The sequence below is a fragment of the Methanoculleus receptaculi genome (assembly GCF_033472595.1).
GTDB classification, from domain to species: domain Archaea; phylum Halobacteriota; class Methanomicrobia; order Methanomicrobiales; family Methanoculleaceae; genus Methanoculleus; species Methanoculleus receptaculi.
Map to the genome: position 1 here is coordinate 330,089 of NZ_CP137642.1, position 13,868 is coordinate 343,956.

Consider the following 13,868-nt stretch of genomic DNA (forward strand, 5'->3'; position numbering starts at 1 on the left):
GTTTCAGGGATGAGTCTGCCGCGCGGGTATAGTTATACCTCCAGGGGGAGAGATAGATGGAAGAATTCCTGTTCCGGCAGGGGGCCTGTGAGTGGATCTATCGGTATTGAGATGGATTATCCTTCCCCTAAACGTCATATTCGCCATAATCATCGTCTTCTTCGAGCGCAAGGAGCCAACGGAGACTATAGCCTGGCTGGTTGTCCTCTTCCTTCTGCCCCCTGTCGGGTTCGTGCTCTACCTGCTGCTCGGCCAGAACTATACCCGGCAGAGGATGTTCGTAGTAAAGGAGCGCGAGGACCGCTCCTTTCTCCAGGAGATCTTCGCAGAACAGCAGAGGACATTTGTCGGCGACAATTACCGGTGCACCTCACCCGAGGTAGAGAGATTCAATAAAACCGTATCCCTCCTGCTCCAGAATAGCCAGGCCTACCTGACCGGTGGGAACCGGGTGGGTGTATTCACGCGGGGCGAGGATAAGTTCGAGGCGCTCTTTGCCGCGATCGGAGAGGCGCGTCACCACATCCATATGGAGTACTTCATCATCAACAACGATGACCTGGGGCGGGCGGTTGTCCACGCGCTTGCAGAGAAGGCGCGACAGGGTGTTGAGGTCCGTCTCCTGATCGATACCATGGGGTCGCTCCGGGGAGGCGGGTCACGGGCGGCATTCAGGGAACTGACAGACGCAGGAGGGAAGATCGGGGAGTTCTTCCCATCAATCTACCGTGTCAACTACCGTAATCACCGCAAAATCGCCGTCATCGACGGTGTTGCGGGGTTTATAGGGGGTTTCAACATTGGAAACGATTACCTGGGTGATGGCCCGCTCGGCTACTGGCGCGACACGACGCTCCAGATCAGCGGGCCGGCCGCCTGGGCGCTCCAGCTCAGGTTCGTTCTCGACTGGAACTACACAACCGGCGAGGGGCTGAGACTGAACCCCCGCTACTTCCCCTCTCCTGGCGCTCCTGGCAGGACACCCGTCCAGATCGCCTCCAGCGGCCCGGATACCCGGTGGAGCCCGATTAAAGAGGGTTACATCAGCCTGATCAACTCCGCCAGGAAGTCCGTGTACATCCAGACACCCTACTTCATACCGGACGAGAGCGTCATCGATGCGCTCAGGATAGCGGCGCTCTCGGGGGTCGATGTCCGGATCATGATCCCCTGCAAGCCCGACCATATCTTCGTCTACTGGGCAACCCTCTCGTTCATCGGGGAGATCCTCGAGGCGGGGGGGCGGGCCTACACCTACGATGCCGGGTTTCTCCACGCAAAGACGATCGTCGTCGATGGGGAAGCGGGCTCTGTCGGGAGCGCGAACTGGGATGTCCGGAGTTTCCGTCTGAACTTCGAGGCAAACGCGTTCTTCTACGACGCGGCCGTTGGCGCCCGGCTTGCAGCGGCGTTTGAGGCGGATCTCAACGTCAGCACCGAGATCACGCTGGAAGGCTACCGGGCGCGCCCTCTCGGCGTCCGGATGAAGGAATCGATCTCACGTCTCTTCTCACCGCTGGCATGAGATGCCGCTCAACGACCCAGTCGCTCCTGGACGAAGTTCCGGATCCTGGGGAGTTCCTGCTCCCACCGGGCCTGAAGGATGGGGAGGGTGTAGGGGAGGTGGTGCGGGAGGACAGCGGTCGCCATTATTGCTTTCTCGGCGAGCGGACGTTCACGCCCGATGACGACCGTCTCTCTATTCCGGATTGCGTCAAGGAACTCATCGACGGTATCGGCCTCAGCACAGGTGACGACCCCGCCCAGTTCGTGGAGGAGATGCCCGTCAGTCCCCCCCGTCCGCCCCAGACCATGGGTGGCGGCAAGCCTCACAGCCTTCAGGTTATGGGTCCTGGCCATCCCGCCGCAGATCACCTCGAACGCATCCAGGCGGGAGAAGACCTCTTCCCCGATACAACTGCCCATCACACAACGTTCGACCCCCCTGTTCAGGAAAGAGTAGCCGCAGGGGTGCGCCTCGGCGGCAATACAGGCGTAGTCTTCCCGGCGATCCAGGATCTCCTGCGTATCGAGGCGTATCGCTGTGAAAGGACCATCTCTTCGGCTTCTCTCGATGTGCCGCCGGTAGAAGTCCCGAAGATCGGATACCGAGTAGAAGTAGAGGAGGATGTGCGGGCCGTCGTTGGCGCTGACCTCGATCCCGGGGATCAGGGGGACTCCCATACCCTCTCGTTGTGCCTCGACAACGCCACCTATCTGGTTGTGGTCGGTGATCGCAAGCCCGATACCCTGCTCTGCCGCAAGTCTCAGCGCATCCTGCACACGGGTGGCGGAGTCGGAGTAGCAGGTGTGGAAGTGGAGGTCTGCCGGGAGATACCCGAGACGCCGGATCTCCCGGGGCAGGGGTCTTTCGAATACGATGTCCCTGTAGTAAAGCATGGGTGGTCTATCTGATCAGCGTTAGGTGCTCCAGGACGAAAAAATGTTCCCCTGATAGAGTAGAGGGTGGAGGCGGGCGTTACCCGAACCTCTCAGTCGGTCTGAGACTCCTCAGGTGCCACCAATTTCTCTGTGATATCCTCCTTCGATGACCTGGAGAGGTAGCGATCCCCGGCAATTGCAACGATGATCGCGCCGATCAGGACGAAGATCATATCCAGCATGGTGTCATCAAGCCCGTGCTGGAGGTCTGTCCCCAGGAAGGTGTCAAAGACCCATTCATAGATCTCCCAGAACGCCCCCGTCGCCATCGCGGCGATGACTATGAACCCGACGATCATCCAGCGGGAGAGGTTCAGCCTGCTGAACCGGTCGAGCAGCAGAACGGCGACAAAGGCGAGCACCGAGACGGTCATCCCCGAGACAAAGTGGGCAACCTTGTCATAGTAGGGGTAGTAGAGCATGTAGAACCCCCGGATCTCGCCGGCGATATGAAGGTAGAGCGAGATTGCAATCAGTAGATTGACCTGCCAGGGGAGGGTGATGCTCAACCGGCGGGTGACAATGGTTGGAACCAGCGTTAAACCAAGCCCAAGTGCACCGGTGAAGACCTGCGAGTATTCCCCGAGCGAGAGCGCTATTAGAACGTTCACTGCTATGAGCGACTGGAAGAGATAGGCGAGGTACAGCCCGAGAGGCCTCTTCATAGAGATCATTTTTGGACGGGGTTTCATAAAAACACCTTCGCCATCCCGAACCGACTGGATCTACCACTCAAAAAACCGGATATCGATCTCCGCAAGTTTCCGGTAGATTAGGTATTTTCGTAACCCGTGGCGGTAGTCGTACACAATGTACTCGTAGGTGTCCCAGATCGTCACCCAGTTAAGGATCGTAAGGAGACCGGCAAGCATCGTCATGATGAAACCCCGGAAGTAACCTATAAAGACATAGAAGAAGAGGATGGCTATACCGGCGTTTATCGCGGCGATGAGAATACTGGCCTTGCCCTCGCGGCGTGATACCCTTCTCTCGTTCTCGAGGTCGCGCAACCGGAATGTGTAGTGGTGGCGCACCGCCTCCGGGATGAGGAAGGCCTCTTCCGGGGAGAGAGAACCACGCGGCAGGCCCACGGCAATACCGGCGACCCTCCTCGGATCATGGCCGTCGATGTATCTGACGATGAACAATTCAGCAAATTCGGTGAGTTCCTGCGCGGGGAGGGGGTATGGATCGCCAGCGTCCAGGAGCTGGTCCTTTGACTTGAAATGAAACTCTATCTCTGCCCCCAGATCCATCTCATTCGTGACAACACGGACTTCCTGCATCCCCCACCCCGGACAGCCGGTGATCCCGGCAGAGACTCTACCCGAAGATAACTGAGTTGCTATCGGATATATCTATGATTCCGGACACAGTGCTTGCGAGGCAGTAGAAGAGATTCTCACATCACCAGGCATTGATTGATCGTTGAGCGCGCGCAATCCTGCCTGGATGGAGTCCATCAGGTCAGAGATCAGGACTGTAAACTCGCCGCATTTTCCCGGCAGTATCTCCGGCGCCTATCAAACCTCTTCAGCGGCAGCCTCGAGTGCGTGAGGGGGCGGGTGGCAGTGAGTGGAGATCCCCCCACAAACGCCCTGCCGGTGCCGGAAACAGCGTCCCGCGGGACAGTTAGATGAGACCGCAACAGGACCGCCCGCTCCCCCGAGACTGTATCGATGGAGAATCACCATCCGGGGTGGGGCTGACGGGGAAGGAGCGTTTCATCCCCTCCCTGGCGGTTGGGCCCCTTCTATCGACCAACCCCGCCAGCCGACCGCACCAGGACCCGGCATTCACTCCTCCGCGCTGCTGTTCCCGATCAGCTCCCCCATCCACCGGGTCTCCTCCCAGCTCTCAAGGAAGAGTTTCACCGCGATGGTCAGCGGTATCGCAAGGAAGACCCCGACCGCCCCCAGGATGAAACCCCAGAAGACAACCGAGAAGAGGACGACGAACGGTGAGAGGTTGAGTTCGCGCCCGGCCATCCGGGGAAGAACCAGGTTCTCGGCAGCGGAGTCTATGAGGGATATGACGACGATGACCGTCGCCGCTCCGGCCGGCCCGAACTCGATCAGGGCAAGAAGGGTGGGAGGGATCGCCGCGATGACCAGACCGATATAAGGGACGTAACTCAGGATGAAGGCGATGAAACCCCAGAGCACGGCAAAGTCGACCCCGAGGACGGCCAGGAATAGCCCGGTCCCCACGCCGGTGATGAGGTTCACCTTTGTCCTGACAAGGACGTAGTCGATGAGGAAACTGCCAGACTGTGCCAGGTGCCGGTAGAGAGAGGTATCCGCGCCAATGTATCGCTCGAGAGCACCCGCAAGACGCGGCGCCTCGAGGAGGAGGAAACCCATCCCGACAAAGATCAGGAAAACATCGATGGCGATGTTGCCGACCCCGCGGGCGATCCCGGCCACCTGCTGGATCAGGAAACCCTGGTCGATGTAGTCCCATATCGTGAAACTGCCGATATCGATGCCGTAATCGGCCAGGACGGTCATCTGCTCGAGGAGGCTCTCCCTGTACTGTGGCAGGGAACGGATAAACCCGGCAAACGCCACACCCAGAAAGGCTACCGCCGCGGCGAAGAGCCCGATCAGACCGGCGACCACCGCGGCGGCGGCGATGACCGGAGGGGCGCCGCGGCGGGTCAGCCACTTCATCAGGGGCGCGGTGATCATGGCAAAGAAGATAGCGACGAGAAGCGGCGCAAGGATGGGGGTTGCCGCACGGATTCCCGCAAGCACTATAACAACAGCCGCCGCGATCATCGCGATACGGGCTGGGGGGGGGAGGTTTCCAGCAGTCTTCACAGGAACGGTATAAGCGCTCCAGGAAGAAAGACCTTTTCAGACGCACCTGGGTCTTCCAACCCCCGAACAGGTGCGGGATGGTCTGATTGCTTTCAGGATTGCCGCTCACACAGGTGATACAATCAACTACGGCCTGGACGATGCAGATCTCGCCCTCGCCCGTTCCAGGTCACGCCTCGATCGGGAGGGGCAGATCGCCCATGCCATTGATCCGGAGACTGCACGGGATCTCGTCCCTCCGTCCGGGCCATGTACGATGTGCGGAGATTTTTGTGTGGTTGCCATGATGAAACGGCTCAGAAGGGAGAGGCAGGCTGGGGCAAAACGGTACAAAAGTACTATATCGTATAAAGGGGACAACCATATGGTCAATAATCTCCGATCTGAGAACTCAGCGGTGTTATTTATGGTTCAGAAAGATGGCTTCAAACCATACCACCAGGGGCAGACCTTTCTGCTCCTACTCTCTCTTGAAGAATTCGTCCCTCCGAATCACAGTGCACGGATCATCAGTGCTGTTGTCGACAAACTGGATCTCACCAACCTTTACAACATGTATAACACAAACGTTTGTCAGAATGCATTTGATCCTCAGATGCTGGTCAAGGTCCTCTTTTATTCCACATTTGAGGGTATTTTCAGCAGCAAAGAGATTGAAAATAAACTTCACACCGACCTACCGAACCTTCAGCCGTTTCCGAACTCGATTCTTTGACGAACTGGCCTCTCTACTTGAACAGATCGTCATGATCTGCCAGGAACCTGGTTTAGTTGGTCTGAACCATATCGCATTTGACGGCTCAAAGGTCAAAGCAAACGCCTCTCCAAAGAAATCTATGACCAGGGGAGAACTCAAGCGCAGGATCAAGAAACTCCTTGAGACGGTGAAAAAGGTTGATGAAGAAGAGGACGAGTTATTTGGAACCGGTTCCCCGCTCACCATTCCAGAGGAATGTGCCGATGATCCTGACCTGATGAAGAAGATCGAGGAACTTGTATCAGCCTACAACCGTCTTGTTAAATTCGGTGAAAGACGCATTAACCTCACCGATGAAGATGCCAACCTATGATATGCAAGACGTCCTGTCTTGCTGCGTATAATGTTCAGACGGCGGTGGGTGATAGAGCCAATCTCATCGTTGCTGTTGATCTCACGACCGAAGAAACCGATTACCATCAACTCATTCATTCCAATGGTTGAACAGGTCGTGAAGAATACTTCCAGTGCGCCTGCTGTCATCAGTGCCGATCCCGGTTATTCGTGTGGAGGTTGGTATCGGCGCCACCGGGGTGGGGCAGATGATGGATCTGAACATTTAAGGATCAGGTTTGGTGCTCAGGGATGGGGTGGTGGGGTAACATGCTCATGACAAAACGGGGAAGTCTGTCCCAGCCTGAGGGGTGATTTTACCCATCCAGCGGTTTGTACCAGACGTTCATGCTCTCGAACCCGCCACAGATGTTGGTGTTGTTCGTGAGCGTCCCTCCATAGAGATACCCCGCTCTGGCAAACGTGGCGTTGATGGGATAGGAGAGACCTCTGGCGATGGTGAAGGCAGTCTTCATCCCGGCCGCCCGCATCTCCTCCTCCATCCGGGCGAGGAGGCAGGCCGCAAGGTTCCGGCCCCGGTACCCGGGATGGGTTGCGAAGTCCGTCATCTCAACGTTCTCGTCCTCCCGGTAGATCTCCGCCGAGGAGGCCGCAGCAACCCGGCCGTCATCTGCACGAATGATGAAGTAGCGGTAGTCGCCCTCCATCTTCTCCCGCAGGTAGTACGGATCGGTTATGGGGAAGGGATAGGTCGAGAAGACTGCGCTGTAGAGCGCGGCAAGATCGTCGGCATCGTCCTGATTCGCAGGCGCACACGTCCAGCCGGGAGGGAGGCAGGCCGCTGGGGCATCGCCGGCCTTCTCCCGGACGGCTGCCAGGATTGAATCGAGATCCCCGTGCTCCCGCCGGCGTTTTGGGTCGAGGAACTTTGCCACGAAGTAACCGTCCTCCCTGCCCCGGAAGAACCGGGGGAGATGAGCCTCGATGACGTAACCCCTGCCAGGAAACCGGGAGAGAGCAGAAGCGGGCACCTTTGCAGAGATCTTTGAGTAACCTTCAGAATCGGCGAGTGCATCCAGATCGTCCAGGATACCGGGCAGATCGCCCACCGATAGATGCATCACGTAGATCCGGTCGCTCAACCGCCCGTGCTGGATGAGGGTCTCGCCGATCCTTGTGACCGTATCAGCAACCATTTCTCCTCTCGAACCTCTCGGTGTGCTCCGGGACGAGCGCGGTCGTCGGATCCTCCCCGGAGAGGAGTTTGGCGATCCCGACCGCCTTGGACTCGTCCGCACCATCGAGTTTCAGGTAGAGGTCGCAGTTTGCGCATTTTCGGTCGCACCAGACAGGTTCGTATGAGTCGGGCTCCCGGTACGTTGTTATCACACCCTCAAAGTTGCGCAGCACAACCCGGTTCGTTGCCCATGAGATGATGTACTGCGGCATCACCGGGATCTTTCCGCCGCCGCCTGGAGCATCGATGACATAGGTCGGGACCGCAAACCCGCTTGTATGGCCGATGAGGTTCTCGATGATCTCGATCCCCTTGGAGACCGGGGTGCGGAAATGGGCAAGCCCCTCGGAGAGGTCGCACTGGTAGAGGTAATAGGGGCGGACCCGGTTCTTAACGAGTTTGTGCACCAGGGTCTTCATGATCCTGGGGCAATCGTTCACCCCTGCGAGCAGGACGGTCTGGTTGCCTAGCGGTATGCCCGCATCCGCGAGCCGTGCAAGGGCCTTCTCGGAGGAGTCGGTGATCTCCGCCGGGTGGTTGAAATGGGTGTTCACCCAGAGCGGATGGTGACGGGCAAGCATATCGGTGAGGTCCTCTGTGACCCGGTAAGGAAGGGTGACCGGAATACGGGTACCGATCCTGACTACCTCGACGTGCTCGATATCATCGAGCTCGGTGAGCACCCAGTCGAGACGATCGTCAGGGAGCATCAGCGGGTCGCCTCCCGAGAGGAGGACGTCACGGATCTGCGGGTTTTCACGGATGTAGTCCAGGCTCTCGATGACCTCGGCTTCCGAGGGTATGTAGTCGACGTCCCCGACCTTCCGTTTCCGCGTGCAGTGCCGGCAGTACATGGCACAGACGTTGCTCACCAGAAACAGCACGCGATCCGGGTAACGGTGGGTGATACACGGGGCGGGGTGATCGGCGTCCTCGGCAAGCGGATCCTCCATATCGTCGGGCTCGACCTGCAGCTCCGCCGGAGAGGGGAAAGACTGCATAAAGATCGGATCGTTCCAGAGATCATTCGTATCGATGAGCGATAGGTAATAAGGGGTTATCCGCATGGGAAACCTCTCCAGCGTCTCTTCCAGCTGCCGGCGCTCCTCATCCTCGAAGGATACGCCCAGCAGCCGCTCGAATGTCGAGATATCGGTGATCGCGTGCCGGACATGCCATTTCCAGTCCCGCCAGACCTCATCAGCGTGGCCAGCATCGATCCGTTCTGCTATCTCCTGTTGGTTGTTTGATAAAATGGTCATTTGTATAGTTCCTCCCGGTCACACTGTAGCGCCAATCATATATAACTGGATCGATCTCCATGAAAACGACCCTAAAACCAGAACAGGGGTGCTAAAATCAAGATCCCTGAGAAGGAGGCAGTGCATATCACAACGTATCTCCGATCCTCTCCTGCAACAGTGATTGAAGGGCATTATGCCCCTGAAAAAGGCCCGCCTTCCGCCCGACGCGGCCAGAGAGGGAGTGAGATAAGAGGAATATTCGGAACGAATGTTCGAGCGGTCGGGCGATCATAGGTGCGTAGGTGCGCTGTCTCGGGATGTGAACTTCCAGGATGCGCCAATTTAATAGAGGGAGAGAATAAGAGAAGAGTATGCACCGGCGCTACAACACCCTCCTCCTCGTCCTTTTAGCGGTCGCTGCAATCGCCGGCGGGTGCATGATGCCGGACGAGGAGAGCGCGGAGATGCAGCCAACCCCCCCCGCGACCGCGCCTCCGGCAGATGAGAGGCAGGCGGCCGGAGGGAGCCTGCCGGCACCAACACCCGCCGTGCCCACCCCGGGGGAGGAGGTCCCGCAGAGCCTGGGATTCGTTGACCCCGCGACGTACCGCATCCCAACTCCGACACCCATGCCAACGATGATGAGACCGCCAGACGATGTCCGTGTCTCCGAGAAGATGGTTGAGTATGCGGTGGTATCATGCGATTACCCACCCAGACTTCTCGCCACCGAGGTCTACCACATCCCCTTCCCCTACTGGGCGGTCGAGATCAGCACAACACCGATGAACGATTACCCCTGGCTCAGGATTGAGATAAGGGATGCAAACGATCCAAACAGGGTGGTTGAGGAGATCCGCTACTCAAAGGGCGAACTTCTCTCGAGCATCTACGTTGATACCGATACCACGGAGGATGATGAAGCAGGAAAGGCAGAGACACTAACCATCCGGGAAGGGTATGACGACTACTACTTCATAATCCGCTCGGAGTCGCTGGAGACACTCGATATCCGGATCCTTGTTCCAGAGAAGTACCTTATCTAGGCGGGAGCGACCTCTCCTCCCTCTTCTGCTGCACGGAGTTCTGCCTCGTAGTCCCCGATCGCGGCTATGTACTCCCGCCACGCCTCATCGGCGCGGGCGAGGTTCTGTTCTGCGGCGGCGTAATCGCGCATATCGTAGGCGGTCGCCGCAGATAGCCAGAAGGTGAACGCACGGTTGAGGTTATCGAGCGCCCGCAGGTAGGCGGCCTGCGACTCGAAATAGGCTTCCGGGACGGTATCGGCCGCTATGATCTGGCGGTGGTAGGCTGTCACCGCCCTCCCGTAGTCCGCGATGGCCGCAAACTCCCGCACGTAGGCATCGCATTCGGCAAGCGAGAAGTCATCTGTCGGGGTGCTCATGAGCTTGATGATCTTCGCAGAGACCTGACCGAGATCGGCCTCAGACGCCGCGATGTGGTCGCGGAACACCTCGACCTGCCTCTCTTCGGTGTAACTCACAAACAGCGTCCAGCAACAGAACAGCAACAGCATCACGGCAATCACAACCCCGACAGCAAGGAGCGCCTTCTTCCGGTCAGGGGCGGTCTTCGGGATCTTCATGTGGGGGGGCGCAGGTATAGCCAGATCCATTCTGCCTCACGCTCCCCCGGATACCGCCGGTAGCCGGGCCTGGCGGATGCGGTACTCCTCCGGCAGGGGGAGATAGCGGAGCGGGATGATCTCTGGGGTCTCCGACCTCACGCTCGGGATAGGGATATCACGGGTATTCCCGATCGGATAGGGTCTCCCTATGATCGCTGTGGTGTATTCCGAGACGTTCTCCCACTCAAAATCCGTCCCCTCAACGTAGTAGTAGTGTTTCCCCTCATACTCAAAGTACCTCGGTGAGTAAGCCGCGTAGTAGGGGTTGAACTCGTTCATCCGGATACCGAGGGCCATATGGTCGGAGTATCTCAGCAGCACAGTATCGTAGCCCAGGGCGTCGAGGAGCCCTCCCATCAGTATGGCCGCGTCCTCGCAGTCCCCTCTCCCATCAACAAGCATCTCGGCGGGATATTTGGGATACTCAACACCGCCCTCTATGTACATGGCATGCGGCGGAAGGGTGCCCTCGATGTAGGAAGCCGCGCTGTCGTCCGTGTCATAGGGGATCTGCTGGACAAAGAAGACAAGGTTCATCAGCCGTAGGTAGTCTTCCTCCGGATTTCCGCTCGGTGGCGCGATACGCCAGGCAAGGTCCTCCAGGATTGGTCTGTCAGCGTCGGCCAGGGCATACCGCCCCCAGATGTGATAGTCGCTTAGCCGCGGCGTCTCCCGCTGTTCCTGGAACAGCGCCTCCGGAATCCTGACCACCGTCGTATGGACCCCACCATCGATCGCCGTCCACCGGAAACTCCGTGTGTAAGCCGGACCGTCATCCGGATACGGTGTCGGTGTCGCCACCGGTTCAGGAGAAGCATAGACCGGCGGGTTTCGAACCACCACCGGTTCTGAGCCGGAGGTGATCGGCTCGCCGAGTAGCGCGGGTTTCACTACAAACGCGACGACCAGGATTATGATCGCACCCGCAAGAACCGGGACGACATCCTTCCACTCCATATCCCAGACCCCGGAGAGGTGGTCTTCCGGTAGTGATTGTTTATCACCGGGGTGTAGAAAACGTTAACCCCGGCGGGTCTGGAGAACTGGCCGTTCAGAAAGGTTCGATGCTGTGGTAGATCCGGTGGCGGAGACGCTACCCCCCGGCGTTGGTGCGCCGCCGACTCCAGATCACTTCTTTTCAGGTGCCGGACCCGGCGGACATACCCCTTCAAGCCCTGCCATCTGCTCCCGCGACCCGACCGCAAACCTGCAGACGGTGGGGTAGTAGTTGGTGACGTACTCCTTGAGCATCCGGAGGGCGCAGTAATGCGGGGCGATGCTCTTCATAGACTCTTTCATCATCTGGACCCACCTGTGCGGGACGTCGTCCATCATCCGCGAGTAGTAGAGCGGGGCGATCTCGTTCTCGATCAGGTCATAGATCGTCGCTGCGTCCTCATGGTTATTCCCCCGACTCTCAAAAGCCCAGCCGTTCCAGCCGTTGTAGCCCTCAACCCACCAGCCATCCAGAACCGAGAGGTTCAGCACGCCGTTCATCCCCGCCTTCATACCGCTCGTGCCGCACGCCTCCATAGGGGGGATGGGTGTGTTCAACCAGACGTCTACACCCTGAACCAGGTAACGTGCAACCTGCTCGTCGTAATCCTCGACGAACGCTATCCTGCCGCCAAACCGTGGATCCTGGGAATACTGGTAGATCTTCTGGAGGATCCGTTTGCCCTGTTCGTCGGCGGGGTGGGCCTTCCCGGCAAAGATGAACTGCACCGGTCTCCAGCGGTTGTTCACGATCCGCTCAAGCCGGTCAGGGTCATCAAAGATCAGATCGGCGCGCTTGTACTCAGCAAACCGGCGGGCAAACCCGATCGTTAACGCAGCGGTGTCGAGCATGAGCCCCTCCGCCGCGAGGTTCTCAGGTTCGTCCCGGTGTCCCGCCCACTTGAGACGTTTTCGCTCTCTTATACGGGCAAAGAGTTTCATCTTCAGCCACTGGTGCTCACGCCAGAGGTCTTCATCGGGGATCTCGTCCACCACCTCCCAGATGATCGGGTTGTCATAATTCTCCCGCCAGTCCGGGTAGACGGGATCCACGTAACGGTCAAAGATAGACTCGATCCGGTGGTTCAGCCAGGTCAGGAGGTGAACGCCGTTCGTGATATAGTCGATCGGCACTTCATCTACCGGCAGATCGGGCCAGAGTGGCTGCCACATCTCCCTTGCAACCTGGCCGTGACGCCGTGAGACGGCGTTGTGGAATCGGCTCATCCGGAGAGCAAACGCGGTCATGTTGAAACCTGCGCCGGAGCTTAGCGGGTCCTTGCCGAGCGCCATGAAATCGTTCCAGGACAGTCCAAGCGACTCAGAATACCCGTGGAAATACTTCGCCATCAGGTCTTCTGGAAAGACGTCGTGGGCGGCGGCGACAGGGGTATGGGTCGTGAAGAGGGAGGTGTTCCGGACCTGCTCACGTGCCTCCTCGAAAGACATCCCCTCCTCGATCCGCTCCCGGAGCCGCTCGAGGAGGGCAAATGCGGAGTGCCCCTCGTTTAAGTGCATCGCCGAGTACTCAGCGCCAAGCATGTGAAGAACCTTCCGTCCACCGATGCCCAACACAAGTTCCTGCCGGAGACGGTACTCGATCTCCGTTAAGTAGAGGCGGTGAGAGATGCTCCGGTTCTCAGGCAGGTTCTCATCGATATGGGTGTCAAGGAGGTAGAGGGGGACACGCCCCACCTGCACTTTCCAGACGGCAACGTAGATCGGCGGATCAACCTGTGGAACCCGCACCACAACCTGTTTGCCATCATCGTCCAGCACCCGGAGAACGGGGGCGGCATCACGGTCCAGGATCTCGGCGACGTTCCTCTGCCAGCCGTCCGCCTCGATGTGCTGATGGAGATACCCCTCGGCATACATAAACCCTGCAGATACCGTCGGGACACCGAGGTCACTCGACGCCTTTATGTGGTCGCCCGCCAGGATCCCGAGCCCCCCTGCATAGAACGGGAGCGACTGATGCAGCCCGAACTCGCTTGAGAAGTAGGCGATCGTGAGGGGCTCCCGCACAGGGTAGTGCTGTGTAAACCAGCTCGTTCCCGGCACCATGTACTCCTGAAACCGGTTCATTATGATATCGTAGCGGCGGAGGAATTCAGGTGTCGCCGCCGCCCGCTCAAGGAAACTCGGCGGGGTATCCAGGAGCATCCTGACAGGGTTGTGACGGCTCATCTTCCATTCCGCCCGGTTCAGCATCTTGAATAGCACGCTGGCCGAGGAGTGCCAGCTCCACCATAGGTTGTAGGCGAGGTCGACAAGACCGAAGATCCGCTCCGGGACATGGGCGAACCGGTCATAGGGTATCTCCGTCTTCATCTCGTGAGGCATTGAGTGTTGCACCACATAAGGTCTTCTGTCGGTGGGGCCGGCGCGCACGGATAAAGATGCTGTAAGAGCCGTCTGGCTCATG

General features: G+C 58.5%; 13 protein-coding genes. 4 read left to right on the plus strand and 9 right to left on the minus strand.

What is annotated here, in order from left to right:
• Nucleotides 1–106 precede the first annotated feature (106 nt).
• A complete protein-coding gene (gene cls, locus R6Y96_RS01770; RefSeq protein WP_318621776.1) occupies nucleotides 107–1,525 on the plus strand; it encodes a cardiolipin synthase in 1,419 nt (472 codons plus the stop codon).
• Between the two features lie 8 nt (nucleotides 1,526–1,533).
• Here the strand turns inward: cls and R6Y96_RS01775 are convergent, their stop codons facing one another.
• The 4 genes from R6Y96_RS01775 to R6Y96_RS01790 form a co-directional block, all read right to left on the minus strand.
• Nucleotides 1,534–2,400 carry a PHP domain-containing protein gene (locus tag R6Y96_RS01775; protein WP_318621777.1) on the minus strand — a complete coding sequence of 289 codons (867 nt, stop codon included), beginning with the start codon at nucleotides 2,398–2,400 and terminating at the stop codon, nucleotides 1,534–1,536.
• 92 nt (nucleotides 2,401–2,492) lie between these two features.
• Entirely contained in the window at nucleotides 2,493–3,107 is a 615-nt protein-coding gene (locus R6Y96_RS01780; protein WP_318621778.1) for a DUF2238 domain-containing protein, read from the minus strand.
• Nucleotides 3,108–3,167: 60 nt separating this feature from the next.
• The gene (locus R6Y96_RS01785; protein WP_318621779.1) at nucleotides 3,168–3,728 is read right to left on the minus strand and encodes a hypothetical protein; all 561 of its coding nucleotides are present in this window, start codon (nucleotides 3,726–3,728) and stop codon (nucleotides 3,168–3,170) included.
• A 510-nt stretch (nucleotides 3,729–4,238) separates the two neighbouring features.
• Entirely contained in the window at nucleotides 4,239–5,264 is a 1,026-nt protein-coding gene (locus tag R6Y96_RS01790; protein WP_318621780.1) for an AI-2E family transporter, read from the minus strand.
• Nucleotides 5,265–5,310: 46 nt separating this feature from the next.
• Between R6Y96_RS01790 and R6Y96_RS01795 the strand changes: the two genes are divergently transcribed.
• Nucleotides 5,311–5,979 carry a phosphomethylpyrimidine synthase ThiC gene (locus R6Y96_RS01795; protein ID WP_318622455.1) on the plus strand — a complete coding sequence of 223 codons (669 nt, stop codon included), beginning with the start codon at nucleotides 5,311–5,313 and terminating at the stop codon, nucleotides 5,977–5,979.
• A gap of 31 nt (nucleotides 5,980–6,010) precedes the next feature.
• Nucleotides 6,011–6,334, plus strand: a complete 324-nt coding sequence (locus R6Y96_RS01800) for a hypothetical protein (RefSeq protein ID WP_318621781.1) — start codon at nucleotides 6,011–6,013, stop codon at nucleotides 6,332–6,334.
• 337 nt (nucleotides 6,335–6,671) lie between these two features.
• Here the strand turns inward: R6Y96_RS01800 and ablB are convergent, their stop codons facing one another.
• The gene (ablB, locus tag R6Y96_RS01805) at nucleotides 6,672–7,511 is read right to left on the minus strand and encodes a putative beta-lysine N-acetyltransferase (protein ID WP_318621782.1); all 840 of its coding nucleotides are present in this window, start codon (nucleotides 7,509–7,511) and stop codon (nucleotides 6,672–6,674) included.
• Nucleotides 7,501–8,814, minus strand: coding sequence for a lysine 2,3-aminomutase (gene kamA, locus R6Y96_RS01810; RefSeq protein ID WP_318621783.1), 1,314 nt, complete (start codon nucleotides 8,812–8,814; stop codon nucleotides 7,501–7,503). The genes ablB and kamA overlap by 11 nt, the downstream gene beginning before the upstream one ends.
• Before the next feature lie 353 nt (nucleotides 8,815–9,167).
• On the opposite strand from kamA, the gene R6Y96_RS01815 reads away from it, so the two are divergent.
• A complete protein-coding gene (locus R6Y96_RS01815) occupies nucleotides 9,168–9,842 on the plus strand; it encodes a hypothetical protein (RefSeq protein WP_318621784.1) in 675 nt (224 codons plus the stop codon).
• Here R6Y96_RS01815 and R6Y96_RS01820 read toward each other — a convergent pair.
• The 3 genes from R6Y96_RS01820 to glgP all read right to left on the minus strand — a co-directional run bounded on the left by R6Y96_RS01820 (nucleotide 9,839) and on the right by glgP (nucleotide 13,774).
• The gene (locus R6Y96_RS01820) at nucleotides 9,839–10,402 is read right to left on the minus strand and encodes a hypothetical protein (RefSeq protein ID WP_318621785.1); all 564 of its coding nucleotides are present in this window, start codon (nucleotides 10,400–10,402) and stop codon (nucleotides 9,839–9,841) included. The genes R6Y96_RS01815 and R6Y96_RS01820 overlap by 4 nt on opposite strands.
• A 36-nt stretch (nucleotides 10,403–10,438) precedes the next feature.
• Nucleotides 10,439–11,401: a hypothetical protein gene (locus R6Y96_RS01825; RefSeq protein ID WP_318621786.1), complete on the minus strand. Its 963-nt coding sequence runs from the start codon at nucleotides 11,399–11,401 to the stop codon at nucleotides 10,439–10,441.
• A 171-nt stretch (nucleotides 11,402–11,572) separates the two neighbouring features.
• Nucleotides 11,573–13,774 (minus strand): alpha-glucan family phosphorylase, encoded by a 2,202-nt coding sequence (glgP, locus tag R6Y96_RS01830; RefSeq protein ID WP_318621787.1) that lies wholly within the window; start codon nucleotides 13,772–13,774, stop codon nucleotides 11,573–11,575.
• Nucleotides 13,775–13,868 lie beyond the last annotated feature (94 nt).